We start from the raw sequence: 23,395 nt of genomic DNA, 5'->3' as shown, positions 1-23,395 counted from the left end.
ACAGGGTTCCGGGCCCTCCGGCGGGGGCCGGAAATGTTGCGTAACCGCGGGAATGCGTAACCGCGGGAAGAGGGTGTGCCGGCCCGGGCCGGCACACCCTCGGGCCTACTTCCAGAGCCGCTCGGACGCCAGGCGTGCCCCCTCGGTCAGCGCTTCGAGCTTGGCCCAGGCGATCTGCGGGTGGATCCGGCCGCCCAGGCCGCAGTCCGTGGACGCCACCACTCGTTCGCGGCCGACGATCTGGGCGAACCGCTCGATCCGGTCCGCCACCAGTTCCGGGTGCTCGACGACGTTGGTCGCGTGGCTGACCACACCCGGCAGGATCAGTTTGTCCTCCGGCAGGTCCAAATCGCGCCAGACCTTCCACTCGTGCTCGTGCCGGACGTTCCCGGCCTCGAAGGAGTAGGCGCCGGCATTGATCGAGAGCATGGTCTGCGCGAGGTCGGCAAAGGGCAGGTCGGTGGTGTGGGGCCCGTGCCAGCTGCCCCAGCACAGGTGGAACCGGATCTGCTCCTGCGGCAGTCCGCGCAGCGCGTAGTTCAGCGCCTCGACCCGCAGCTGGGTGAACTTCAGGTAGTCCTCAACCGTGGGTTCGGGGTTGATCATGTCCCAGTTCTCGGCGATGGACGGATCGTCGATCTGCACGACGAGGCCGGCGTCGGTGATCGCCTTGTATTCCTCGCGCATGGCGTCCGCGCAGGCGTAGATGAACTCTTCGTCCGATCCGTAGTACTCGTTGGAAATGCGGGACGCGGACCCGGGGGAGAGGGAGGGCAGGAAGCCCTCGGTGGCACCGGTGGCCGCCAAGGCCTCCTTGAGGTTCGCGATGTCGCGCTGCACCGCTTGCTGGCCGGTGTAGGTGACCGGGCCGGTGACAGTGGGCTGGGAACCGGGCTTGCGGCCGGTGAGGATGCCCGACGTCGGATCGTTGTAGGCCTCGCGGAACCGCTGCCGGTCACGCCGGTCGGTGAAGGTCGTCAGCACCACGTTCCCGGGCGAGGAGCGCCGCTGCTCCGTCTGCTGCCAGCGGTCGGTGCCGCCGGGGGTGAGCCCGCTCATCCGCGAGAAGGAGTAGTTCCACCAGGCGCCGTAGTCCACCGAGTTGGACATGGTGTGCCCGTATTCGCCGTCGTTCGGCGTGGAAAGCCCGACGTCGACCTGCTTCCGGACGATGTCGACCACGGAGGCGGTCAGCAGCTTGTTGAAGGCGTCCGAATCCTCCGGGTTCTCCGCCTGTGCGGCGTTTGCCGCCAGCAGCTCGGGGGTGCGGGGCAGGGACCCGGCGTGGGTGGTGCGGATGAAGTCAGTGCTTTTGAACATGGGCTTAGTCTTACCCATCCACGGCAGCGGCGGCCCTGTCGCGTCCGCCATGTGGATGCCGGAGGCGATGCGGCGTCCGGTGGAGTAGGTGCTTCGGCGCGATGGTCAGCGGCGCATGCTTAGCGGCGCCGGCCGAACAGGAAATAGGCAATCGGCCCGGCGAAATTGACGAAGCAGGCGGCTGCCCAGGCAGGTTTGGGTCCACGGATCTGCTCCGCGGGACGCCGGGCGATGTCCCGTAACGCCGCCACAAGCAGCGAGAGCTGAAGGGTGCCGGCGAGCACCACGGTCCTGCGCTGCTGTCCGCTGAGGTCCTTCCATGATTTCCTCCGCTGTGCGATCCGTTTCCTGCGCATGGTCCGACGCCTCCTCTTTCCTGATGGATACCCGATTTTCCCGCTGCGGCGGCTCCCGGGCCAGCGTCATAGGTCCCGCTCTTCACACGTGAAGAGCGGGGGTCGCGCAAAATCGCACAGTACCCTTACTATTTAGCGGGAGCGAGATGTCTGGGGTGAGCTCTTTCTTGTCGCAAGTTCCAGTTGCGGGGCCCCGGCATCACCTTTCGTGTAGTACCCGGGCCGGAACGGCTGCTGTCCGGGGTTCAGTGTTTGTCATTGGTACCCGAGCGGGCGTGAGTTGACTCTCCGCCCTGAAATGGAGCTACGTCGTGAGCAACGATCAGGAACTTACCCCCTTGACTGACGAGGAACTGGCCGCCGAGGGGGTGACCGCTTTGCCGGACAAGGAAGTGGCCTCGATCCTGGACCTGAACGCTGACCTGAATCTGGGCATTGATGCGGCAGCACCCATCGACCTGGCAGTTGCAGCGAACGCCAATGTGGCCGCTCCCATTGACGCGAGTGCGTCCGCCAACGTGCTTTCCGCCGGCTCTGCAGCTGCCGGCATGGCCGACCAAGGGGTGCTCATCGACCAGGGCATCAACGCCGACGCCACCGCCAACTCGGTGCAGGACAGCACCGTGGGGCAGGGGGCGGGAACGGACCCTACGGCAGGGGCGACCACCGACCCTACGGCAGGGGCGACCACCGACCCGACGTCGGGCACGGCGACCACCGACCCGACAGCTGCGGTGAACGGCAATCTGCTCAACGTGGACGTGAACGTGGATGCGAACGCCGGCATTGCTGCGCCAATCAACGGCGCGGTTGCGGCCAACGCGAATGTTGCCGCACCGATCGACGCCAGCGTCGCGGCCAATATCGGCTCGATCGACAGCAACGCGGTCGCCGTGTCGCAGCAGGACGCGGTCATCAGCCAGCACATCGACGGCGCAGCGAGCGCGGCGTCGAACCAGCAGTCCAACCTGCAGCAGAACTAACCGGCGATGACGGTCATTCCCGGCGGCGCGTCGGACTCCGCCGGTTTGACGGCGCCGCGGGAACCGGCCGCGCAGGGCCTGCTGCCGGCCCGGGCGGAGGGCGTCGAGTTGATCGGCGAGATGAAGGGCTCCGGATACCGCGAGCCGCCGGCCTTGGTCCGCAGAGCGGACGGGCAGACGCTCCAGCTCACCCGGCTGCTCTATGCTGTGCTGTCCGAGATCGACGGGCAGAGCACCGAAGCGCGGATTGCCGAACGAGCCAGTGCGCGCTTCGGAAGGTTGATTACCGCCGGGAATGTCGCGTCCCTGATTGACGCCCAGCTCAGGCCGCTGGGACTGTTGGAACTCGCCGACGGCTCGCAGCCGGAGGTCAAGAGGTCCAGCCCTCTGCTCAGCCTGCGTTTCAAATATGCGGTGACCGATGCCGCGAAGACTCGCCGTCTGACCGACCCCTTCGCGCGCCTCTTTCACCCCGTTGTCGTAGTGACCGTACTCGCGGTCTTCGCGCTGGTGTGCTGGTGGGTGCTGACGCAGAAGGGTTTGGCATCGGCGACGCACGACGCCTTTGCGAATCCGGTCCTGCTACTGCTGGTGGTGGCAGTGACCGTGCTGTCAGCCGGTTTCCACGAGTTCGGCCACGCGGCGGCTGCGCGCTACGGCGGAGCGACACCCGGGGTGATGGGAGCGGGCCTCTATCTGTTCTGGCCCGCGTTCTACACAGACGTCACCGACTCATACCGCCTCGGGCGTGCGGGCCGGGTCCGGACCGACCTGGGCGGCCTCTACTTCAACGCGCTGCTGACCGTGGTGATCGCCGGGGCGTGGCTGGCGACGGGTTGGGACGCACTGTTGCTGGTGGTCCTGACCCAGATCCTGCAGATGCTCCGGCAGCTTACTCCGCTGGTGCGGTTCGACGGCTACCACGTTCTGGCTGATGTCACAGGGGTTCCTGATCTGTTCCAGCGCATCAAGCCGACCCTGCTCGGGCTGCTGCCGTGGAGGTGGGGGTCGGCCGACGCAAAGATCCTCAAGCCGTGGGCGCGGGCGGTTGTGAGCCTGTGGGTCCTGATCGTCGTGCCGATGCTTCTTTGCAGTTTTGTGATGATGGTCCTGACTCTTCCGCGGGTGATCGCGACGGCTTGGGTGAGCATAGGCCGACGGGAAGCGGCCGTCGCGGAGAGCTGGACCCATGGGGACTTGGCCGGGGGCGCGGCCGGTGCCCTGCTGATCCTGGCGGCGGCGTTGCCCATCCTTGGAACCGCGCTGATTCTGTTCCGGATGATCCGCCAGGGGGCCGCGGCTCTCTGGCGAAGGACCGAGGGGCGCCCGCTGCGGCGCGCTTCCGCCGTCGTCGCCGCCGTGGCCGTCATTGCGGTCCTGGCTGCGATGCTATGGCCGAACGGGGACAAATACCGTCCCATCCAGTCCTATGAGCGCGGCACCATTATCGATGCCGTGGGCTCTGTCGCTCCGCTCTCGAGCGGTCTGCAGGAGGGCCGGCAGGGCCGTGTCGCCGCCGTGTGGCCGCAGGGCAGCGCGCACCCCACGGCGGACAAGCCTGAGCTGGCGATGGTCCTGGCTCCCCGGGGTACGCGGACGCGTGACGGAGTGACGTCCGGGGCCCACGCACCGGCCTGGGTGTTCCCGTTCGACAAGCCCCTGCCTCCGGGTGCGGGTGACAACCAGGCGCTGGCCGTCAACACGAAAGACGGTTCCATCGTGTACGACGTCGCCCTGGCCCTCGTCTGGGTGGAGGACGGATCAGCCCTGAACACCAACGAGGCCTACGCCTTTGCCAGCTGCAAGGATTGTGGTGCCGTCGCCGTCGGCTTCCAAGTGATTCTGATAGCCGGGCAGGCCGACGTCGTCGTGCCGCAGAACCTTTCCGCGGCGGCGAACTACAACTGCGCCAGTTGCCTGACCTACGCCCTCGCCAGCCAGCTGGTCCTCACCCTGGACGGCCCGCTCAGCCCGGCCGGTACTGAGCAGCTCACCAAGCTGTGGAACGAAATCCGGGCGTTCGGCGCGAACATTCAAAACGTCCCGCTGTCGGACATTCAAGCCCGGCTGAGCGCCTTCAAAGCGCAGATACTGCAGATCATCGAGCACGATCCCTCGGCGCATCCGGCAGCATCGACGGCGGTACCGTCACCAGGGACGTCAACAGAGCCTGCCGGTGCCACTTCCGCCCCAGCGGGCTCCGCCGCGCCTGCCGACGGCACCCCCGCGCCCGGAACCCCGGCGGCCGGAATGCCGGCAACCGAGCAGGCTCCTGCTGAACAGGCGACAGCGCCCGCCACGCCGGTCCCGGCTGAACCCACGGCGCCGGCAACGCCCGTGGGCACGGCAACCCCGGCTGGGGGATAAGGAGAAACCGCTGCCGTTTGGCCCGGCGGCGGTTTCTCCTTAAGGTAGACGGCAGAACCATCGAGAGGTCGGAGGAGCCGTGCAGCACCAGCGGAGCCCCTTCCGCCTGCTCCGCACCGCCGCCGTCGCCGTCCCGATGTTCCTGCTGGCCGCGGGCGCCCACATGCTTGCCGGCGGAGCACTTCCTGCGCTTCCCGTCGTCGCCGCCATGCTCGCCCTGACAGCCTTCCCGGTGATCATCCTGACCCGGGCCAAACTGGGTCCGGCCGTGATGGTGTGCCTGCTCGGCGCCAGCCAGTTCGCACTCCACGCGGGCCTGGACCGGCTATCCTCGGCCAGGAGCTTCACGCCCTCCGCCGGAGGCCACCTGCACACGGCGATGCCCGTTTCCGGTTCCATGCCGGGCATGGACCTGGCGTCCCCCGGCGCCCTGGAACACCCCGCCGCGGGAAGCGGGTTCGCCATGCTGGCTTTGCACGCTGCCGCCACCTTGATCACCGCGCTGCTCCTGACCAGGGGAGAGGCAGCATTGTGGGCACTGGCCGCGTGGCTGCGTCCCTTGGCGCAGCTGTTCCGCGCCCTCCTGGTGCCCGGTGTTCCCCGGCCGACGGCCACACCCGGCGCGGGGTTCACCGCCCAGCCCTGGCGATCCCTGCGCCTTCCCGCACGGCGCGGACCACCCGCCGCCGTCGCCGTCTGAGCGCCTGCCCCACCCATCCGCGCTGCCGCCGCGCCCGAATGTCCCTTGTGAGAGCAAGGCTGTTGCCGGGTGCCGGAGCCGCGCACCCACAAACCCAGCGCCCGCACCGTCGACCGAACACGTCCGGGGCCGGCGCACCCGAAAGGTTCACCATGAAGACTCCCGCCATCCGCCGACCCTCCTCCGCGCTGCCGCGCGTCCTCAGCGTCCTCGGGCTGCTCGCGGCGCTGCTGCTGCCCGGTGCTGCTGCCCAGGCCCACGACACGGTCGAGGGCACCAGCCCTGCGGACGGGTCAACAGTCGCCACCGTGCCCGGGCACGTCGACCTCACCTTCGAGGAGACTCCGCTGGCCATCGGCTCCGAGGTGAAAGTCACCGACAGCAGCGGCACCAACTGGGCCGACGGCGCCGTCAAGGTGGCGGACAAGGTCGCGTCCCAGCCGCTGAAGCCGGGCGCACCGGCCGGCAAGTACACCGTGGTTTGGCGCGTTGTCTCCTCCGACTCGCACCCGATCGACGGCACTTTCACCTTCACCGCGAAGGCCTCCTCCGGAAAGACGGCGGCAGCCGCGGCGCCGGTCTCGTCCCCGCCTGCTGCAGCCGCTCCGGCCCAACCGCACGGGCAGGGCGTCCCCTGGGGCATCATCGCCGGCGCCGTCGTCGTCGTGCTGCTGGTGGCCGCCCTCGCCCTGTTTGCCCGCCGGCAACTCAAACGCGGCGCGTAGTCCCCGGCCGAACGGCCGCCAACGGCGGCTTCAGGGCGCGAAAGGCCGCCGTTAGCGGCCGTTCGGCAAGGGCTACTCCCCGGTGAGCTCGTGCAGGCCCTCGACGGCGGCGGCGAGCGAGAGGTCCGGTGCGCCGGCAATGAAGGGCAGCAGCAGCCGGTTTTCCTTCTCCAGATGCAGGGCAAAGATGCGTTCAAGGGTCGACGCCGCGGCGGCAGCGCGCACTCCCTCGGACCCTCGCAGTTCCTCGAGCAGGTCCGCGATCGCCTGGTGCTCCCTCAGCATCCCTTCCACCAGCAACCGCGCTTCCGCCTTCTGCTGAGCGGGCCGGTACAGCGAGGACTCCTCGGCGAGGGCATGCGGAAGAAGGTCGTCTTCGCACCACTCCACCAGCACCGCGTGGGCGTCGTGTTCCGCGGACTGGTCGTGCTCGGTCACGGCGCGGACAAGGGCACCGGTCAGGGAATGAAGCCGCGTCAGCATTCCGGCGTGGTGGTGCTCTACGGTGGCCAGCGCCACTGCTTCCGCGGCGGTGTCCTTGGCAGGGTCAGTCTCCATTCCTCGATGCTGGCCGGGCCCGGCGCCCGGGCGCCAGTGCCGTTGGTCCCCGCCGGACGGGAGGTCAGCGGACGCCGGCGCTGTCGAGGAAGGAAACCTTGGCCACGGACTGCCGGTAGGCCTGGATGGCGTCCTCGAGCGGAAGCTGGCCGAGTGAGAGGGAGAGCTGCAGTCCTTCCAGTTCGGCGTTGCAGGTCTCCGCGGCGGTAACCTGGGCGGCAACATTGGTGGAGTTCGCGAGGTTGGTCGCCACAGCGGCCGCGACAGAGAGCACGACGGCGGCCAGGCACAGGAGCCGCCACACGACGGAGTCGTCGGAGAGTGAGAAGAGGCCCTGGATGGCTTCGGTGAACTTCTTCCCCCCGGTCGCGGGTCCGACGGTGAGGGCGGCGGCGAGTGAGCTGCCGATGATGCTGATGTTGGTCAGGCGCGTTCTGCGCGGCCGGGCGCGGCGCAGGAATTCCCGGATTGACGCCCGCTGCTCGTCGATCCGCGCGGACAGCTCGCGGCGCGCTTCGGCCTGGTCGTCCATCTTGCCCTCCGTGGTCCGCTGGAGTTGGGGTGGAATTCAGTGTGTCAGCGCATGCCCCCGATGTACACGACGCCGCTGTATACGGCTCAGGTGCGTAGCACCCGCAGTGCCCCTGCCCAGGCCGTGACCTGTTCGAGGAGAAGCCGGAGCGCCTCTTCGGCCCGCGGGGAGGGGGTGAAGGTGGTGTACTGCTCAAACTCGGTCGCCATCGGAAGGGCCACTTGGGCGCGCACGTCGGCCATTTGCAGCTCACCGGCGATCGTCCGCAGGTGCTCCACGGCCCGGGTTCCGCCGGCACTTCCGTAGCTGACGAACCCCACCGACTTGTTGTTCCACTCGGCGTAGAGGAAGTCCAGCGCGTTCTTCAGGGCCCCCGGAACGGAATGGTTGTACTCGGCGGTCACGATGACGTACCCGTCGTACGCGCTGATGGCCTTCGCCCAGGCCTTCGTGTGTTTGTGCTCGTAGTGGCCGCGCGACGGCGGCAGCGGCTCGTCGAGCAGCGGCAGTTCGAAGGAAGCGACGTCGATGAGCTCGAACTCGGCGTCCGGCCTGTTGCGGGCGCGGTCGAGGACCCACTCGGCCACCTGCCGGCCGTGCCGGCCCGGCCTGGTGCTGCCGACAATCACGGCGATGCGCAACATGTGCTCCGCCTCCTTTGCCGGAAGAACCATTGGCGCGTCATCGAACTTAAGCGTCCATAGACTTTAACAGCGCGATCGCCGCCGTTCTTCCCGCGGCTGGTTAACGCGCTGCTTAAAGCGAAGGGCCCCCGCCGCCCGTGGCAGCAGGGACCCTCGCCCGGATCGTCTGATCAGACGCGACGGCGGCTGCGTCCGGTGAGGGCACCGTAGACGAGCAGCACGATGACCGAGCCGAGGATGGCCAGCAGCCAGGTCCGGATCGAGAAGAAGTCAGCCAGGCCGCCGCCGAACAGCAGCGAGCCGATCCATCCGCCCAGGAAAGCGCCGATGACGCCGAGCACGAGGGTGATCAGCCATCCACCGCCCTGCCGGCCCGGAAGGATCAGCTTGGCGATGGCGCCGGCGATGAGTCCCAGAATCAGAAAAGCGATAAATCCCATAACGGTGCCTCTTTCATTGATGCGAGCGCCCGTGGCCGGGAGCCCCGGGCGTTGTGCACACCCCAGCGACGAGCGCTCCCCTCGGGGTGTTCAGGCGCCCAGCATACCAATGATCAGCCAGCTTAGTAATCGGGTAGATTAAAGCAGTTTCAGGGCTTCGAGCTGGGTGGAGAGACCGGCGCCGTCGGGTGCGTACACCCAGGGGACGCCTCCGGTGCCGTCGCGGTCCGAGGCGCCGGAGCGGCCGCCGGCAAGGACGGCCTCGGTTGGCGAGAGCTGCCGGATGGCGACGGCGGCGACGCGCTCGGGGTGGGTGCGTGCGAATTCGGCATAGATCTGTTCGTCGTGCTGGCCGTCGTCGCCGATCAGGATCCAGCGCATGGCGGGGAACTCGTGCGCGAGCCTGAGCAGGTTGTTCCGCTTATGCTCCACCCCGCTGCGGAACCACCGCTCCCGGCTCGGGCCCCAGTCTGTCAGCAGGAGTGCCCCCGCCGGGTAGAGGTTGCGGGAGAGGAACCGTGTGAGCGTGGGCGCGACATTCCAGGCGCCGGTCGAAAGGTAGATGACTGGGGCATCGGGGTGCCGCACCGCGAGGCGTTCCATGAGCACAGCCATTCCGGGGGTCGGAGAGCGGGCGTGCTCGTTGAGCACGAAGGTGTTCCAGGCCGCGAGGAAGGGCCGCGGGAGGGCCGTCACCATCACCGTGTCGTCAATATCCGAGACCACCCCCAGCGTGCTTGCCCCGTCCACGACCCGCACAGGTGCCTCCGCTGGCGCCGAGGATCCGGTGGAGAGCGGGATCTGGTGCCAGCCGGCGGGCAGGTGCACGTCCACCAGGGCGTCGAACACGCCGCCCTGGTCGGCCTGGATCCGGAAGGACTGGCCGGCGGCGCGCACCTCCACCTCGGCTCCGCCGACCGGGACGCTGGTGAAGCTGCGCCAACCACGCAGGCTTTGTCGCTCCGCCTGCGCCTCCTCGGCCTCCGTCTGCCGGGGCTGGCGCCTGGTCAGCAGCACCCGTCCCAGTACCCGGATGGTGTCGGGTGACCCGTAGCCGGGGTAGGGGAGGATCGTGGGCACGTAACCGGCCGCGAGCGCCCGCTGCATGCGGAAGCCGTGGATGGCGGCGGAAATGCGGGCGATGAGCTTGAGCACGCAACTGCTCCCTCGGGCTCGACGGCGGTATGCAGCTCCCACCTTACCCACGGCGCCCCGCCTGGAGGCGGCGGATTAGGATGCAGATTGTGGATCAGGTCCCGGATTTCTCCCGCAAACCCACGCTGCACTCGGCCAGGGTGGTGCTGCGCCCCTTCCGGGCCGCCGACCTTCCCGCAATGACTGAAGCGCTCTCGGACCCGGACGTGGGGCGCCTCACCGGGAGCTACAACAGCACTGCCGAGGCGGAGGCTTCCGCGCCGGATGCGGCGAAGCTGCGGGAGTGGTACCTCAGCCGTAACGACCAGACGGACCGGCTGGACCTGGCCGTGGTGAGCCGGCGCACGGGGCAGTGCGTCGGCGAAGCCGTCCTCAACGACTGGGACCGGCGGAACCGCAGCTGCAACTTCAGGATCCTGATCGGTCGGGCGGGGCGGGACCAGGGCCTCGGAACGGATGCGACCAGGCTCATGCTCCGGCATGCGTTCACGGTTCTTGGCCTCAACCGGGTGTCCCTGGAGGTCTACGATTTCAACCCGCGTGCACGCCGCGTCTACGACAAAGCCGGCTTCGTGGCGGAGGGCGTGCTGCGCCAGGCGCTCCGGTTCGATGACGGCTGGGTGGATGCCACGCTGATGGCCGCGCTCGCCTCCGAATGGCGGGACGAGCCCATATAAGTTCGATATGGGCTGCTCGAAAACCAGGGGCTACCGGCGCATGGTTCACTCAGGCAACGTTATGGGGGTGAAGACTCAGACTGTGGACGCGCACACGGGCGCCGGCAACCCGGGTCGCGGGCTTCCGGCTGTCCTGCCGGGACTCGCGCTCGCCGTCGGCATCGCCATTGCTGCTACGTTGGCGGGCCGGCTGGTGCCGGTCCTCGGCGGCCCGGTTGCCGCCATCGTGCTCGGTGTGCTCCTTGCCGCGCTCCTTAAGCCGGGCGGACGGCTGCTGCCCGGGATCGGCGTCGCGGGCCGCTTCGTCCTGCAGCTCTCCGTCGTCCTGCTGGGCTCGCAGCTTTCCCTCCCGCAGGTGGCGCAGGTGGGGCTTGAATCGCTGCCCGTCATGCTGGGCACCCTGGCGGTCTGCCTTGCGGCCGCCTTCTGGCTCGGCCGACTGCTGGGCGTGACAGGGGACCTGCGCACCCTCATCGGCGTCGGCACGGGCATCTGCGGGGCGTCCGCGATCGCCGCGGCCACCCCGGTGATCGGGGCCGTGGGCGCCGACGTCGCCTATGCGGTCTCCACGATCTTCCTGTTCAATGTCGCCGCTGTCGTCCTGTTCCCGCTCCTCGGCCATCTGCTCGGAATGAGCCAACACGCGTTCGGACTCTTCGCCGGCACCGCGGTGAACGACATGTCCTCCGTTGTTGCGGCGGCCACGACCTTCGGACCGGAGGCGGCCAACTACGCCGTCGTCGTCAAACTGGTCAGGACGCTCATGATCATTCCGATCTGCCTGGGCTTGAGTGTCCTCGTGGCCCGGCGCGCCCGGATCGCGGCCGCAGTCGGGGAGGGCGCGGCTGCAGCCGACACTCCGCGCAAGCCCCGCCTGCTGCGGCTGGTGCCGTGGTTCCTGATCGGCTTCGTGGTCGTCGCTGCACTGAACAGCGCAGGCCTGGTCCCGGCGCCGGTGCAGGGTCCGCTCAGGGAGGCCGCAACCTTCATGATCACGGTGGCCATGGCCGGTGTGGGGCTCTCGACCAACCTTCGGGCCTTCCGCAGGGCAGGGGCGAAGCCGCTGCTGCTCGGTGGGGCCCTGTGGGTGGTGGTGTCGCTGACGAGCCTCGGCCTGCAGGCACTGTCCGGGTCCTAGATCCCGTCCTCCTCGGCGAGCATGGCCGCGAGTTCACGGGTGAGTTCCTGCGCGAGCGCCGGGTCCTTGCCGATGGGCTTGCCGTCGATGTGGTTGACGCGGGCCAGCAGCCGGATGCTGGAAACGAGCCAGACCGCGTCGGCGTCCAGGAGGTCCTCGGGTTCGAGCGGTCCGTAGCCGAGTTCCCATCCGGCGTTGCGGGCCGCGGCGAACAGGGCCCCCTGCGTGGTGCCCGGCAGGATCCCCGTGTCCAGTTGCGGAGTGATCAGCCGCTTGACGCCGTCCTCTATGTGGGCCAGCAGCACTGTTGATGTGGGGCCCTCGAGAACCTTGCCGTCGCTGCTGAGGAAGATCACGTCGTCGGCGCCGTGCTCGTGGGCGTAGCGCAGGGCGGCCATGTTGACGGCGTAGGAGAGGGTCTTGGCGCCCATCAGCAGCCAGGGGGCGCGCTCGGCGATGGTGCTGTCGTAGCCGCGGTCCAGCAGCAGCACATCAATGCCGTTCTCGCGCTGGACCCTGCCTGCCGGGCCGGGCAGGGCGGCGCTGACCCAGCAGGTGGGCCGGCCGGCACCTTCGACGCCGCGGGTCACCAGCAGCTTGATGACCAGCTCCTCGGCGGCCGGGTGGGCTGCGACAGCGGTGGCGATGGCTGCCCGCCAGTCCGCAGCCGGCGGGATGTCCAGCTCCATCGTCGCGGCCGAGCGCGCCAGCCGGTCCAGATGTGCCTGCAGCTTGCGCGGGCGCCCGTCGACGGCGAGCAGGGATTCGAAGACCCCGTCTCCGCGGGTGGCGCCCAGATCAGTCGCCATCAGCTGCGGCTGCCCGGCATCGGCGATCCGGCCTTCCGGATGGGCGGGGTCAAGGAACACAAGGACGGGGGAGGCAGCGGTCATGTCCCCAGCATAGTGAGCAGGTCCAGCGCCGCTCGGGGGAATAATCCTTCATGCGAAAGACTTGAGTCAGATGCACTCAAGTTTTCTACGGAGGTTTAATGCCTACATTTTTCGGGCCTGCCGGATCCGGCAGCGGTTCGTTCGATGAGTTCCTTGCGCGCTATCTGCAGGGTCAGCGCGCCGCCCGGTCCGGGCGCCCCACGGACATCACCCGGCTGCTGAGCCGCCGTACCCACGACGTGCTCACGCTCGCAGCGCAGTTCGCCGTCGACCACGGCCATGCCGACGTCGACGCCCTGCACCTCCTGCGCGTGATGGCGGAAACGGAACCCGCCGTCGGCTACGTGCAGCGGGCCGGGGCGGACGCGTCAGCAGTGGCCAGGGCCGCCGAGGAACGGCTGCCGGAGAAGTCCGGCCGCACGGCTGAAGCGGCACCTGCGCTCACGCAGTCCGCGCAGCGTGCCCTCCTCGACGCGTACCAGGTGGCACGGGCTTTCGGCTCCACCTATATCGATCCCGAGCATCTGTTCTTCGCCCTGGTGCTCAACCAGGAAGCCCCGGCCGGGCAGGTGCTCGCCGCCGCGGGAGTCACCCCGGAATCCTTCCAGGCAGGTGGCCGTGAGGCGCGCGCCGGTGAGGCGGGGGCTGCCCCGGCCTCCGGGAACCGGCCGGCAGCATCCGGTTCTTCGCAGACGCCCACCCTGGATACCTACGGCACCGACCTGACGGCCCGCGCCCGGGACGGCAAGCTCGATCCGGTGATCGGGAGGGCCGATGAGACCGCCCAGGCGATTGAGATCCTGGCCCGCCGAACCAAGAACAACCCGGTGCTGATCGGGGAGGCCGGCGTGGGCAAGACCGCGATCGTGGAAGGGCTGGCGCAGGCCATCGCGGCCGGTTCCGTGCCGCAGCAGCTGCGCGGCAAGCGGGTCATTTCGCTGGACCTGCCGGCCATGCTTGCCGGCACTCGGTACCGCGGCGACTTCGAGGAACGCCTGACCACCATGATGGACGAGGTCAGCGCCCACCCGGGCGAGTTCATCCTCTTCATCGATGAGCTGCACACCGTGATCGGTGCCGGTGGTGCCGGAGAAGGCGGCATGGACGCCGGCAACATCCTCAAGCCGCGCCTGGCGCGCGGTGAACTGCATGTTGTGGGCGCCACGACCCTGAATGAGTACCGCAAGGTCGAAAAGGACCCTGCCCTCGAGCGGCGGTTCCAGCCGGTCCAGGTCGGGGAGCCGAGCATTGAGGACGCAGTGCAGATCCTGACAGGACTGCGCGGGCGGTACGGGGAGCACCACGGCGTCCGCTACACGGACGGCGCGATCAGGGCCGCCGTCGAGCTCTCCGCCAGGTACGTGACGGACCGCTTCCTTCCAGACAAGGCGATCGACCTGATCGACCAAGCCGGGGCACGGCTGAACCTCAAGCGAGGCTCGGGCGACGACGTCGGCGTCCTGCGGGAGCGGCTCGCCGGGCTCGAGGAAGCCAAGAGCGCCGCCGTTTCCGCCGAGCGGTTCGAGGAAGCGTCCCGCCTGCGCGACGAGATCATCTCCGTGAAGGAGAAGATCGACGCCGCGGGCAGCCCGGATGTTTCAGCAGCTTCCAGCGAGGTCTCCGACGTCGTCGACGAAGCGGAGATTGCCGAGATCATCTCGCGCGCCACGGGTATTCCGGCCAGCCGGATCACCGAAGGCGACCGTGAACGCCTCGCGAGGCTGGAGGAGGAGCTGCACGAGCGGGTCATCGGGCAGGATGACGCCGTGACCTTGATTGCCAAGGCCGTGCGGCGCAACCGCACGGGGATGGGTGCCGAGGGCAAGCCGATTGGAAGCTTCCTGTTCCTCGGCCCCACCGGCGTCGGCAAGACCGAGCTCGCGAAGTCCCTTGCCCACTCGCTGTTCGGCAGCGAAGACGCCATGGTCCGGTTCGACATGAGCGAGTTCGGCGAACGGCACACCGTCAGCCGGCTCGTCGGGGCGCCTCCCGGCTACGTCGGTTACGACGAGGCGGGCCAGCTGACCGAGCGGGTGCGGCGCAACCCGTACTCGATTGTGCTGCTCGATGAGATCGAGAAGGCCCACCCGGACGTGTTCAACCTGCTGCTGCAGGTGCTCGACGACGGTCGGCTGACCGACGGACACGGGCGCACGGTGGACTTCCGCAACACGGTCATCATCATGACGTCGAACCTCGGCTCGGAGTTCCTGGCCAGCAAGACCGGCCCCACCGGTTTCGCCGCCCCGGCCGAGGACGGCAACGGCTTCGGCTCCGAAAAGGCCCTGCGCGACCGCGTCCTGGGCAGGCTGCGCGAGTCGATGCGGCCGGAATTCCTCAACCGGATCGACGAGATCGTGCTGTTCCGCAAGCTGGACCGGACGCAGCTGCGCCGGATCGTGCGCCTGATGCTCACGGACACCGAAGCGCGGCTTCAGGCCCAGGGGTACGGGCTCACGGTCAGCGAAGAGGCCGTGGACTGGATTGCCGAGCGCGGGTACGAGCCCGAATACGGCGCGCGGCCGATGCGCCGGGTGATCCAGCGTGAGCTGGATGACCGCATCGCCGACCTGCTGGTTGCGTCCAAACTGGCCGACGGCGGACAGGTGATCGTCACTGCTCACGGGCAGGAGCTGATCGTGGAAGCCGGCCGCGAAGAGGTGCCCGCGGCCGCGTAACCTTCCGGCCACCCTGCGGGCGGCCCGGCGGACGACGCACCCTTGGTGCCGACCCCGCCGGGCCGCTCGCCGTCGGCGTCCAGCCGCGGAACGGCCGCCCTAAAATGGCCCAGTACCTGCTCGCCAGCCATGAAAGGCTTTGCCAGTGACCCGTTCGCGGCCCTACGCCCAAGTCGACGTGTTCTCCGCCCGCCCCTACCAAGGCAACCCGGTGGCCGTGATTCTTGACGGTGAGGGGCTGGACGAGGAGGCCATGCTTCGCGTGGCCCGGTGGACCAACCTGTCCGAAACCACCTTCGTGCTTCCCGCCACCACGGAGGAGGCTGACTACCGGCTGCGGATCTTCACCCCGGGCGGTGAGCTGCCGTTCGCCGGGCATCCGACGCTGGGCTCGGCCCACGCCTGGGTCGAAAACGTCGGCGTCCCGCGTGATCAGTCCCTCATTGTGCAGGAGTGCGCTGCGGGCTTGATCGAGGTGGCACATCACGACGGCCTCTTTTCGTTTGCTGCCCCGCTCCTGCGGAGGACGGGAGAGCTGGAGGAAGGCTTCCTGAACGAAGTCGTGGCCGCGTTCCGCATCCGCCGCGACCAGGTGCTCTCCCACCAGTGGGTGGACAACGGACCTGGATGGGCCGTGGTACGTCTGGCCACCGCGGAGGAAGTCCTTGACCTGGAACCGGACCTGTCATTGATCCCGACGGTGATGGTCGGCGCGATCGGCGCATACCCGGACGGATCGGAGCACGCCTTCGAGATGCGCACTTTCGCCCCCGCTATCGGGGTGGCCGAGGACCCAGTGTGCGGGAGCATGAACGCCTCCGTTGGGCAGTGGCTCCTCGGCTCGGGGGCCGTCACCGGCGGATACCGGGTCTCCCAGGGGGCCAAGCTCGGCCGCGCCGGAGACATCACGATCAGTGCGGACCGTGACGGAAGAGTGTGGGTCGGCGGCGCGACAGCGACCCTGTTCCGTGGCACGGCGGTCCTCTAGGATGCCATCCCTTGAGGCGGGACCGGACGCACCAGCGGCGTCGCCCTCCAGCCACGCCCGCCGACGGGCGGTGGCCGTCCTCTCCTTGCTGGGCGCAACGCTGTTCTGGGCCGGTAATTATGTCGTCGGGGCCGGTGCGGTCCAAAGCATCGACCCGCTGAGCCTGGTGCTGCTACGGTGGGCGATCGCCGTCGTCCCGTTGCTGGTGATAGCGCAACTGGTGGAAAGGCCATCCTGGCGGCTGGTGCTGGCCGCTTTGCCGTGGCTGGCCACGCTCGGCGTTTTTGGGCTGCTCGGCTATAACCTCCTGCTGTACGTCGCGCTCGAACACACCGACCCGTTCAATGCGTCCCTGATCAACGCCTTCAACCCGGCGCTCATCACGTTGGCTGCCGCCGTCTTCCTGAGGGAACGGCTTACACCGGTATCGATCGCCGGCGTGCTCGCCGCCCTTGTCGGCGTCCTGATCGTGCTCAGCGGCGGCAACATCACCAAGCTCCTCGGCGCGGGTTTCGGCCCTGGTGAACTCCTCATGGTGGGAGCGATCTGCGTCTGGACGGCCTACACCATCACCGGGAGGCTCGCACCGAAGGTTCCGCCGATCACCGCCACCGCCGTCCAGGCACTGGTGGCGGTGGCGATCCTGGCACCCATCAGCTTCGCAACCGGCGGTCCCACGCTGCCGGCGACGGATGCCGGCCTCGGTTCCCTGCTGTTCATTGCCGTCTTCCCGTCAGTGCTGTCCTACCTGTTGTGGAACCGGGCCCTGACGGTGCTGCCCGCAGGCGGAGCCGGAGTTTTCCTCAACCTCATCACGGTCTTCACCGCCATCCTGACCATCCTCGCCGGCCACTCCTACACGGCAGCCCAGATGATCGGCGGCGCCATCGTGATTGGCGGGGTGATCGTGACGAATGCGCGATCCTTCCGACGCCCGCGCCGATCGTAGGTCTCCCCGCGGGCCGCCTCCCAAACCTCGCTGCGCTCGGCCCGGGCCCCTCGGCGGCTACCGCGGGCCGCCTCCCAAACCTCGCTGCGCTCGGCCCGGGCCCCTCGGCGGCTACCGCTTGCCGCCTCCCAAACCTCGCTGCGCTCGGCCCGGGCCCCTCGGCGGCTACGCTTAGGGGCAATCATTTTCGTGCTGGAGGGACAAACAAGGTGTTCTTGCCCATTGAGGGGCTGGGCTGGGCCCCGCCGTGGCTCGCGACCATTCTCGGCGTCGTGGACCTGGTCATCCGGGTGGCCGCCCTGGGCATCGTCCCCGGCAACCGGCGCCCGACCACTGCGATGGCCTGGCTGCTGGCCATCTTCTTCATCCCGCTGCTCGGCCTCGCGCTGTTCCTGCTGTTCGGCAAGTTCAGCCTTTCCGGCCGGCGCAAGCACAAGCAGGAGGCCATCAACCGGGCGGTGATGGCGAACACCCAGGATCTTGCCGAAACCAGCTGCTACACCGGGCCCGACTGGGTGCACTCCGCGACGGAGCTGAACCGCAGGTTGGGCGCAATGCCCGTCCTGGACGGCAACAAGGTCGAGTTCCACCGCGACTACGAAGAATCGATCAAGGCGATGACGGCGGCCGTCCGCGAAGCCGAGAAATACGTCCATGTGGAGTTCTACATCATGGCGTACGACTTCATGACGCGGGACTTCTTCGATGCGCTGTGCGAGGCAGCGGGCCGAGGCGTGAAGGTCCGGCTGCTCTTCGACCACATCGGCACGTTGCGCATCCCCGGCTACCGCAAGCTGGTCGCCATGCTCAACAGCAGCGGCATCGAATGGCACCGGATGCTGCCGGTGCGCCCGATCTACAAGCAGTGGCGCCGGCCGGACCTGCGCAACCACCGCAAGATCCTGGTCGTGGACGGGCGGGTGGCGTTCACCGGGTCGCAGAACCTGACAGAGCCCTCCTACAACAACAAGCGGCACCGGAAGGTCGGCCGCAAGTGGGTCGAGATGATGGCCCGGGTCGAAGGACCTGCGGTGGCCGCGCTGAACGTGCTCTTCGCCACGGACTGGAACTCGGAAACCGACGAGACACTCCAGGAGGAGCTGGTCGGGGACCAGTGGCGCACGAAGGCGGGCAACGTGACCTGCCAGGTGGTGCCCAGCGGCCCCGGGTTCGCGACGGAGAACAACCTGCGCCTGTTCAACAGCCTGATCTACTCCGCCGTCGAACGCATCTCGATCTGCAGCCCGTACTTCGTCCCGGACGATTCGCTGCTCTACGCCATCACGACGGCGGCAGAGCGCGGCGTCGACGTCGAACTCTTCGTGTCGGAGAAGGGCGACCAGTTCCTTGTCGACCACGCGCAGCGTTCCTACTACGAGGCGCTGATGGCGGCCGGGATCCGCATCTACCTCTACCCGGCCCCGATGGTGCTGCACGCCAAGCACTTCACGATCGACAACGAGGTGGCGGTGCTCGGCTCGAGCAACATGGACATGAGGTCCTTCTCGCTCAACTTCGAGGTTTCCATGATGATGCTGGGCGAGCCGATCGTGCGCCAGCTGCGCGAAACGGAGGACCTGTACCGGTCGCGTTCCCGCGAGCTGCACCTCGACGAGTGGCGCCAGCGCCCGCGGCTACACCGCTACGTGGACAACGTCGCGCGGCTCACAGCGACCGTCCAGTAGCGGCCTCCCGGAGCGGGCACCGGCGCTACTCCGGGAACACGGCTCCCAGCGCCGAAAGCACCCCCTGGGCTTTGGCCCGCACCTCGTCCCACTCCGCTGCCGGATCCGAATCCGCGGTCACCGCGCCGCCGACGCCGAGCGAGAGAGCGGTCCCGTCCATCACCAAGGTTCTGATCACGACGGACAGATCAGTGGCCCCGTTGAGCGAGAAGTAACCGATTGCCCCGGAGTAGGCGCCGCGGGGCGCCCCCTCGAGCCGGTCGAGGATCGCCATGGTGCTGATCTTGGGAACCCCTGTCATTGAGCCGGCAGGGAAGGCCGCGGCGACCGCCTCGGCCCTCGACGCCCCCGGCCGCAGCGTGGCCTGGATGGTGCTGACCAGCTGATGCACGCCCGCGTAGCTCTCGACAGCGCACAGCCTGGGGACGGACACGGACTCGGGGAGTGCATAGTGGCTCAGGTCGTTGCGGAGCAGGTCAACGATCATCGTGTTCTCCGCCCGGTCCTTGGCCGAGGTGCGCAGTTCTTCCCGCGCGGCACGGTCCGCCTCCGGGTCCGGCAGCCGGCGCCGGGTGCCCTTGATGGGCTCGGCCGTCATCAAGCCCTCGCCGTCGATCCGCAGGAACCTCTCGGGCGAGGTGCTGGCGACGGTGCGGCCGCCGGAGCGCAGGTAGGCAGCAAACGGCGCGGGGTTGCCGCGCCGCAGCCGCAGGTAGGTGGACCAGGGGTCCAGCGGTTGCGGGACAGTGGCACGCAGCTGCGTGGTCAGGCAGATCTCGTACGAATTACCGTCCGCAATCTCCTCCTGCGCCTCCCGCACCCGCTCCTGGTACCGCGCCGCGTCGTCGCGGACGGTAAATGCCGGCGGTTGGGAGGGCACAGCGGGGCCGGTTTCCTCCGGCGCGACGCCGGCGGCAGCTGTCCCCGTCGCCGCGGTGCGGGCGCGCTGCAGCCAGCCGGCGGCGTCCTCGTCGAGGTTCCCGGAGGCGTCCGCCAGCACGAGCAGGTAGAGGCAGCGCTCGGCATGGTCCAGCACGGCCGCGCGCCCGGCGAAGATGAGGTCGGCGTCGGCTCCGGGCGTGGGCAGGTCCGCTCCGCCGGTCTCGCGTTTGAGCTCGTAGCCGAGGTAGCCGAGCCAGCCGAGGGTGAATTCGCAGGGGTACCCGTCCGGAGCATCGAAGGCCGGCTGGCCCCAGGCCGAATCCAGCCAGCGGAAGAACGGCAGCGGGATCCTGGCGCAGGCGGGTCCGCACTGCAGCTCGGACAGGCCGCCCCGGTGCTGTAGCCGCCGGCCGAACTGTCCGCCGTCGTCGGCCAGGATGCTGAAACGGTTGCGCGCGTCCTCCCCTCGGACTCCCGGCGTGCCCGGGTGGTCCGCGTCCGAGCTGTCGAGCCACGCGGCGTGCTCCGAGCCGCCGTACAGGGCCCGGAAGAGCTCCTCGGCGGCCGGGTACGCATCCACGCGCTCCACCTGCAGGGACACCGCCCTGTTGGCCGTGCGCTCGGGCGCAAGGAGCAGTTCCAGCTGGGGAAGCGAGGCGAGCGCCCGGAGTACCTGCTCGGGATTTCCGGCGTCGGCGCCGGAGCTGACGGTCACATCGGCGGCAGCGGCGACGTCGTCGGCGGCCAGCCACTGCGCTTCCTGCCAGGCCCACTCGTCCCAGTGCGGGGCGAACGTGTCCCCGTCGCGGTCGAGGGCCCGGTGCTTGCGTTCATCCTCCGCGGCGTCGAGCCAAATGACAGCGTCCAACAGCTCCCGGGCGGCCCGCGCGCCGGCACCGACCCCTTCGACGACGACGACGTCGGCCGGCCGGGTGGTGCGGCGCTCGCCGTCGTGGCTCAGGGACCAGTCCCAGGCAAGCCATTCGGCTGCCAGGCCCTGGCTCAGCGGTGCCAGGGCCGTGCTGACATAGCGTTCCACGCCGGCCTCGAGCCCGTTCCACCCGGGATAGATGTCCTCCAGATGGAACACGGACACCGAGCGGTGCTCGCGCAGGCGGGCGGCCAGTTCGACGGCGAGGGTCGTCTTGCCCGAACCCGAGCGGCCGTCGACGGCGATGATCACCGGCCGGCCCGGGCCGCCGTTAGCGGCTGGCACGCAGGGCCTTGCGGGCGTGGTCGATGATTCCCGGGATGGCCGGGAGGATCAGGTCCCAGGTTGCGTCGAAGTCGTCCTCGTCGCCGAACCAGGGATCGTAGATTCCCAGCTCACGGGCAGGCTTCCCGGCCGCGGCCGGATCGAACTCGCGCAGCATCCGGACCTTGGACCGCGACGTCTCATCCGGGGCGAGGCCGAGCAGGTGTTCGTAGTGGTCGACATCGAGCGCCAGGATCAGGTCCCGCTCGCTGAACCAGGCGAGTTCAAACTGCCGCGCGGTGTGCGAGGAACTGTCGATGTCGTGGCGGCGCAGCTTGGCGGCGGCGCGTTTGTCGATCGGGTTGCCGATCTCCCAGTGGCTCGTGGCCGAGGAGTCGACGGCCACCTCCGCGTCGAGCCCGGCTTCGCGGACCGCCTCGGTGAGCATCAGCGCCGCCATCGGCGAGCGGCAGATATTTCCGGTACAAACGGTCATGATGCGGTACGCAGCGGCCATGCGTTCAGTCTAGCCACGCGCCGCCGGCCGAGGCAGGGAGCCGCTCGGTAGAATGACGGGGAAGCTGTCCGGCCGCGCATGGCCCGCTCCGCCCGCGCTCTGCTGCGTCCCTCCTCCCGCCCGTCAGATTGGTCTCCGCCTGTGTCCACGCCTGTGCCCGGAACGTCCGCGTCCCCGTCGTTCCCCTGGATTGGCCTGCTCTCCCTGGCCGGGGCGATCTTCGTCTCCGTCACCAGCGAATTCCTGCCCACCGGCCTGCTGCCGGATATGGCGCACGAGCTGGGGGTCGGGCTTTCCACCGCGGGCCTGCTGGTGACGATCTTCGCGGGCACCGTGGTCGTGGCGACGACTCCGCTCGCGGCGCTCACCCGTCGGTACTCCCGCAAGGCCCTGATCGTGGTGGTGCTGCTCATCATCGCTTTCGCCAACGTGCTGGCCGCCCTCGCCCCGAGCTACGAGTTCCTCGTCGGCGCCCGCATCCTGGGCGGGCTCGCGCACGGTCTGTTCTGGGCCGTCGTCGCGGCCTACTCCGCCCATCTCGTGCCGAAGCAGCAGCTGGGCAGGGCCGTTGCCATCACCGCCGGCGGGGGCTCGGCGGCCTTCGTGCTCGGCGTGCCCGCGGGCACGGCGCTGGGGCACTCCCTCGGCTGGCGGACGGCGTTCACGGTGATCGGCGTCGTCGTCCTGGTCCTGGCCGTCGTCGTCGTAAAGTTCCTGCCTCCCGTCAATCACCAGGTCACGCTCTCCACCGGCGAGATTCCGCTGCCGCTGCACAAGGACCGCAACCTGGCCTGGGTGGTGGTGGTCTGCGCCGTCATCGTTATCCTGATCACCGGGCAGAACACCTTCTACACCTACATCGCGCCGTGGCTCATCCAGCAGGCCCACTTCGAGCCGACGTCGATCGCTTTCCTGCTGTTCCTCTTCGGCGGAGCCGGGGCCGTCGGGCTGGTGCTGGCAGGGTTCGCGGCGGACCGGTTCCCGAAGCGCGGCTTCGCCGCGGCGGTGCTGGTTGTGATGGCGTCCGTGCTGGCGCTGTCCCTGGTCTCCGCGAACTCCGTGGTCGTCGTGACGGCGTTCGTCATCTGGGGTGTGGCCTTCGGCGGCGTTCCCGCCATGCTGCAGACCCGAATGCTGCGCACCGCTTCCTACCGGTTGCGGAACCTGGCGGCGGCGCTGCAGACCACCGCGTTCAATGTGGGCATCGGCGGCGGCGCCGTCCTGGGCGGGGTGCTGCTGGACCGGGCCGGCATCGGGGTGCTGCCGGTTGTCGAGATCGGCTTCCTGGCCGCGGGGCTGGCGCTGAGCATCACGGTGGACGCGGTGCACGCCCGCCGCTCGCGTTCCGCCTAGGCGCCGGCCACTTACGGCGCGGGCCACTTACGCCAAGGCGAGCAGCGCGCCGACCCCCACGAACAACCCTCCGAAGACGCGGTTGAGGGTGACCTGCCCGCGCTCGCTGGCCGTGACCCTGCGGAACTGGCGGGCGGCAGCGGCGAAGAAGAACCACATGATGAGGATGTCGATGCCGACAATCGTTGCGGTCAGCACCGCGTACTGGGGCAGCAGCGGCAAGGAGGGCCGGATGAACTGGGGCATGAAGGCCAGGAAGAACACAATCGCCTTCGGGTTGAGCAGGTTCACCCACAGCCCGCGGCGGAACATCGACCAGGCACCTTCGCCCCGCAGTGCCGCGGCCTGCCCTTCGTCAAGCTCAGGCCGGGCCAGGAACTTCCGGACCCCGAGGTAAACCAGGTACGCAGCACCCGCGTAGCGGATGACGGCGAACGCCAACGGCGAGCCGGCCACCAGCAGGCCCACGCCCGCCGCGACGATCACGACGTGCACCACCAATGCCAGCTGCTGGCCCAGGATGCCCCAGATGGCGCGGCGGAAGCCGGTGTTCAGTGCGTTGTTCATCGTGTTGACGGCACCGGCGCCGGGGGTGAGGCTGATGAGGCAACCGGCGCCGACGAGCGCCAGCCAAAGCGAGAATTCCACCCGATCATCCTA

Annotated in this window: 22 protein-coding genes; 11 read left to right on the top strand and 11 right to left on the bottom strand. The window is 68.8% G+C overall.

Annotated features, from left to right (window positions below; all coding sequences use genetic code 11):
* Window positions 1-105: 105 nt before the first annotated feature.
* On the bottom strand, window positions 106-1,320 hold the full coding sequence (locus KIH31_RS02325; protein WP_214425434.1) for a cobalamin-independent methionine synthase II family protein: 1,215 nt from the start codon (window positions 1,318-1,320) through the stop codon (window positions 106-108).
* A 119-nt stretch (window positions 1,321-1,439) separates the two neighbouring features.
* Entirely contained in the window at window positions 1,440-1,676 is a 237-nt protein-coding gene (locus KIH31_RS02320; protein ID WP_214425433.1) for a PLD nuclease N-terminal domain-containing protein, read from the bottom strand.
* Between the two features lie 311 nt (window positions 1,677-1,987).
* On the opposite strand from KIH31_RS02320, the gene KIH31_RS02315 reads away from it, so the two are divergent.
* From KIH31_RS02315 to KIH31_RS02300, 4 genes are all read left to right on the top strand, one after another.
* A complete protein-coding gene (locus KIH31_RS02315) occupies window positions 1,988-2,659 on the top strand; it encodes a peptidoglycan-binding protein (protein ID WP_214425432.1) in 672 nt (223 codons plus the stop codon).
* A 6-nt stretch (window positions 2,660-2,665) separates the two neighbouring features.
* Complete coding sequence (locus KIH31_RS02310; protein WP_214425431.1) at window positions 2,666-5,026, top strand: hypothetical protein; 2,361 nt, start codon at window positions 2,666-2,668, stop codon at window positions 5,024-5,026.
* 79 nt (window positions 5,027-5,105) lie between these two features.
* Complete coding sequence (locus KIH31_RS02305) at window positions 5,106-5,726, top strand: hypothetical protein (protein ID WP_214425430.1); 621 nt, start codon at window positions 5,106-5,108, stop codon at window positions 5,724-5,726.
* A 152-nt stretch (window positions 5,727-5,878) separates the two neighbouring features.
* Window positions 5,879-6,451 carry a copper resistance CopC family protein gene (locus KIH31_RS02300; RefSeq protein ID WP_214425429.1) on the top strand — a complete coding sequence of 191 codons (573 nt, stop codon included), beginning with the start codon at window positions 5,879-5,881 and terminating at the stop codon, window positions 6,449-6,451.
* A gap of 72 nt (window positions 6,452-6,523) precedes the next feature.
* Here the strand turns inward: KIH31_RS02300 and KIH31_RS02295 are convergent, their stop codons facing one another.
* From KIH31_RS02295 to KIH31_RS02275, 5 genes are all read right to left on the bottom strand, one after another.
* Window positions 6,524-7,009, bottom strand: a complete 486-nt coding sequence (locus KIH31_RS02295; RefSeq protein WP_214425428.1) for a hemerythrin domain-containing protein — start codon at window positions 7,007-7,009, stop codon at window positions 6,524-6,526.
* Window positions 7,010-7,073: 64 nt separating this feature from the next.
* Window positions 7,074-7,541: a hypothetical protein gene (locus tag KIH31_RS02290; protein WP_214425427.1), complete on the bottom strand. Its 468-nt coding sequence runs from the start codon at window positions 7,539-7,541 to the stop codon at window positions 7,074-7,076.
* An 86-nt stretch (window positions 7,542-7,627) separates the two neighbouring features.
* A complete protein-coding gene (locus tag KIH31_RS02285; RefSeq protein ID WP_214425426.1) occupies window positions 7,628-8,185 on the bottom strand; it encodes an NADPH-dependent FMN reductase in 558 nt (185 codons plus the stop codon).
* 170 nt (window positions 8,186-8,355) lie between these two features.
* Complete coding sequence (locus KIH31_RS02280; protein WP_214425425.1) at window positions 8,356-8,625, bottom strand: GlsB/YeaQ/YmgE family stress response membrane protein; 270 nt, start codon at window positions 8,623-8,625, stop codon at window positions 8,356-8,358.
* A 138-nt stretch (window positions 8,626-8,763) separates the two neighbouring features.
* Complete coding sequence (locus tag KIH31_RS02275; protein WP_374224836.1) at window positions 8,764-9,780, bottom strand: App1 family protein; 1,017 nt, start codon at window positions 9,778-9,780, stop codon at window positions 8,764-8,766.
* An 89-nt stretch (window positions 9,781-9,869) separates the two neighbouring features.
* Between KIH31_RS02275 and KIH31_RS02270 the strand changes: the two genes are divergently transcribed.
* Both KIH31_RS02270 and KIH31_RS02265 read left to right on the top strand, forming a co-directional pair.
* A complete protein-coding gene (locus KIH31_RS02270) occupies window positions 9,870-10,457 on the top strand; it encodes a GNAT family protein (RefSeq protein WP_307857505.1) in 588 nt (195 codons plus the stop codon).
* 67 nt (window positions 10,458-10,524) lie between these two features.
* The gene (locus tag KIH31_RS02265; RefSeq protein WP_307857504.1) at window positions 10,525-11,595 is read left to right on the top strand and encodes a putative sulfate exporter family transporter; all 1,071 of its coding nucleotides are present in this window, start codon (window positions 10,525-10,527) and stop codon (window positions 11,593-11,595) included.
* On the opposite strand, the gene KIH31_RS02260 is transcribed toward KIH31_RS02265, so the two are convergent.
* Entirely contained in the window at window positions 11,592-12,488 is an 897-nt protein-coding gene (locus KIH31_RS02260; protein ID WP_214425422.1) for an aminodeoxychorismate lyase, read from the bottom strand. The two genes, KIH31_RS02265 and KIH31_RS02260, sit on opposite strands and share 4 nt — an antisense overlap.
* Window positions 12,489-12,586: 98 nt before the next feature.
* Between KIH31_RS02260 and KIH31_RS02255 the strand changes: the two genes are divergently transcribed.
* The 4 genes from KIH31_RS02255 to cls all read left to right on the top strand — a co-directional run bounded on the left by KIH31_RS02255 (window position 12,587) and on the right by cls (window position 18,788).
* Complete coding sequence (locus KIH31_RS02255) at window positions 12,587-15,166, top strand: ATP-dependent Clp protease ATP-binding subunit (RefSeq protein ID WP_214425421.1); 2,580 nt, start codon at window positions 12,587-12,589, stop codon at window positions 15,164-15,166.
* Between the two features lie 145 nt (window positions 15,167-15,311).
* Entirely contained in the window at window positions 15,312-16,154 is an 843-nt protein-coding gene (locus KIH31_RS02250; RefSeq protein WP_214425420.1) for a PhzF family phenazine biosynthesis protein, read from the top strand.
* Window position 16,155: 1 nt separating this feature from the next.
* Window positions 16,156-17,103 carry a DMT family transporter gene (locus KIH31_RS02245; RefSeq protein ID WP_214425419.1) on the top strand — a complete coding sequence of 316 codons (948 nt, stop codon included), beginning with the start codon at window positions 16,156-16,158 and terminating at the stop codon, window positions 17,101-17,103.
* 209 nt (window positions 17,104-17,312) lie between these two features.
* Complete coding sequence (cls, locus tag KIH31_RS02240) at window positions 17,313-18,788, top strand: cardiolipin synthase (RefSeq protein ID WP_374224835.1); 1,476 nt, start codon at window positions 17,313-17,315, stop codon at window positions 18,786-18,788.
* 25 nt (window positions 18,789-18,813) lie between these two features.
* Here the strand turns inward: cls and pabB are convergent, their stop codons facing one another.
* A complete protein-coding gene (gene pabB / locus KIH31_RS02235; protein WP_214425418.1) occupies window positions 18,814-20,886 on the bottom strand; it encodes an aminodeoxychorismate synthase component I in 2,073 nt (690 codons plus the stop codon).
* Window positions 20,873-21,382, bottom strand: coding sequence for a low molecular weight protein-tyrosine-phosphatase (locus KIH31_RS02230; RefSeq protein WP_214425417.1), 510 nt, complete (start codon window positions 21,380-21,382; stop codon window positions 20,873-20,875). The genes pabB and KIH31_RS02230 overlap by 14 nt, the downstream gene beginning before the upstream one ends.
* A 141-nt stretch (window positions 21,383-21,523) precedes the next feature.
* On the opposite strand from KIH31_RS02230, the gene KIH31_RS02225 reads away from it, so the two are divergent.
* A complete protein-coding gene (locus KIH31_RS02225; RefSeq protein ID WP_214425416.1) occupies window positions 21,524-22,735 on the top strand; it encodes an MFS transporter in 1,212 nt (403 codons plus the stop codon).
* 27 nt (window positions 22,736-22,762) lie between these two features.
* Here KIH31_RS02225 and KIH31_RS02220 read toward each other — a convergent pair whose 3' ends face one another.
* The gene (locus KIH31_RS02220; protein WP_214425415.1) at window positions 22,763-23,383 is read right to left on the bottom strand and encodes a LysE family transporter; all 621 of its coding nucleotides are present in this window, start codon (window positions 23,381-23,383) and stop codon (window positions 22,763-22,765) included.
* Window positions 23,384-23,395: the final 12 nt, after the last annotated feature.

The sequence above is a fragment of the Paenarthrobacter sp. DKR-5 genome (genome assembly GCF_018531425.1).
In the GTDB taxonomy this organism is placed as follows: Bacteria; Actinomycetota; Actinomycetes; order Actinomycetales; family Micrococcaceae; genus DKR-5.
This window is presented reverse-complemented; position numbering and strand designations above follow the sequence as displayed.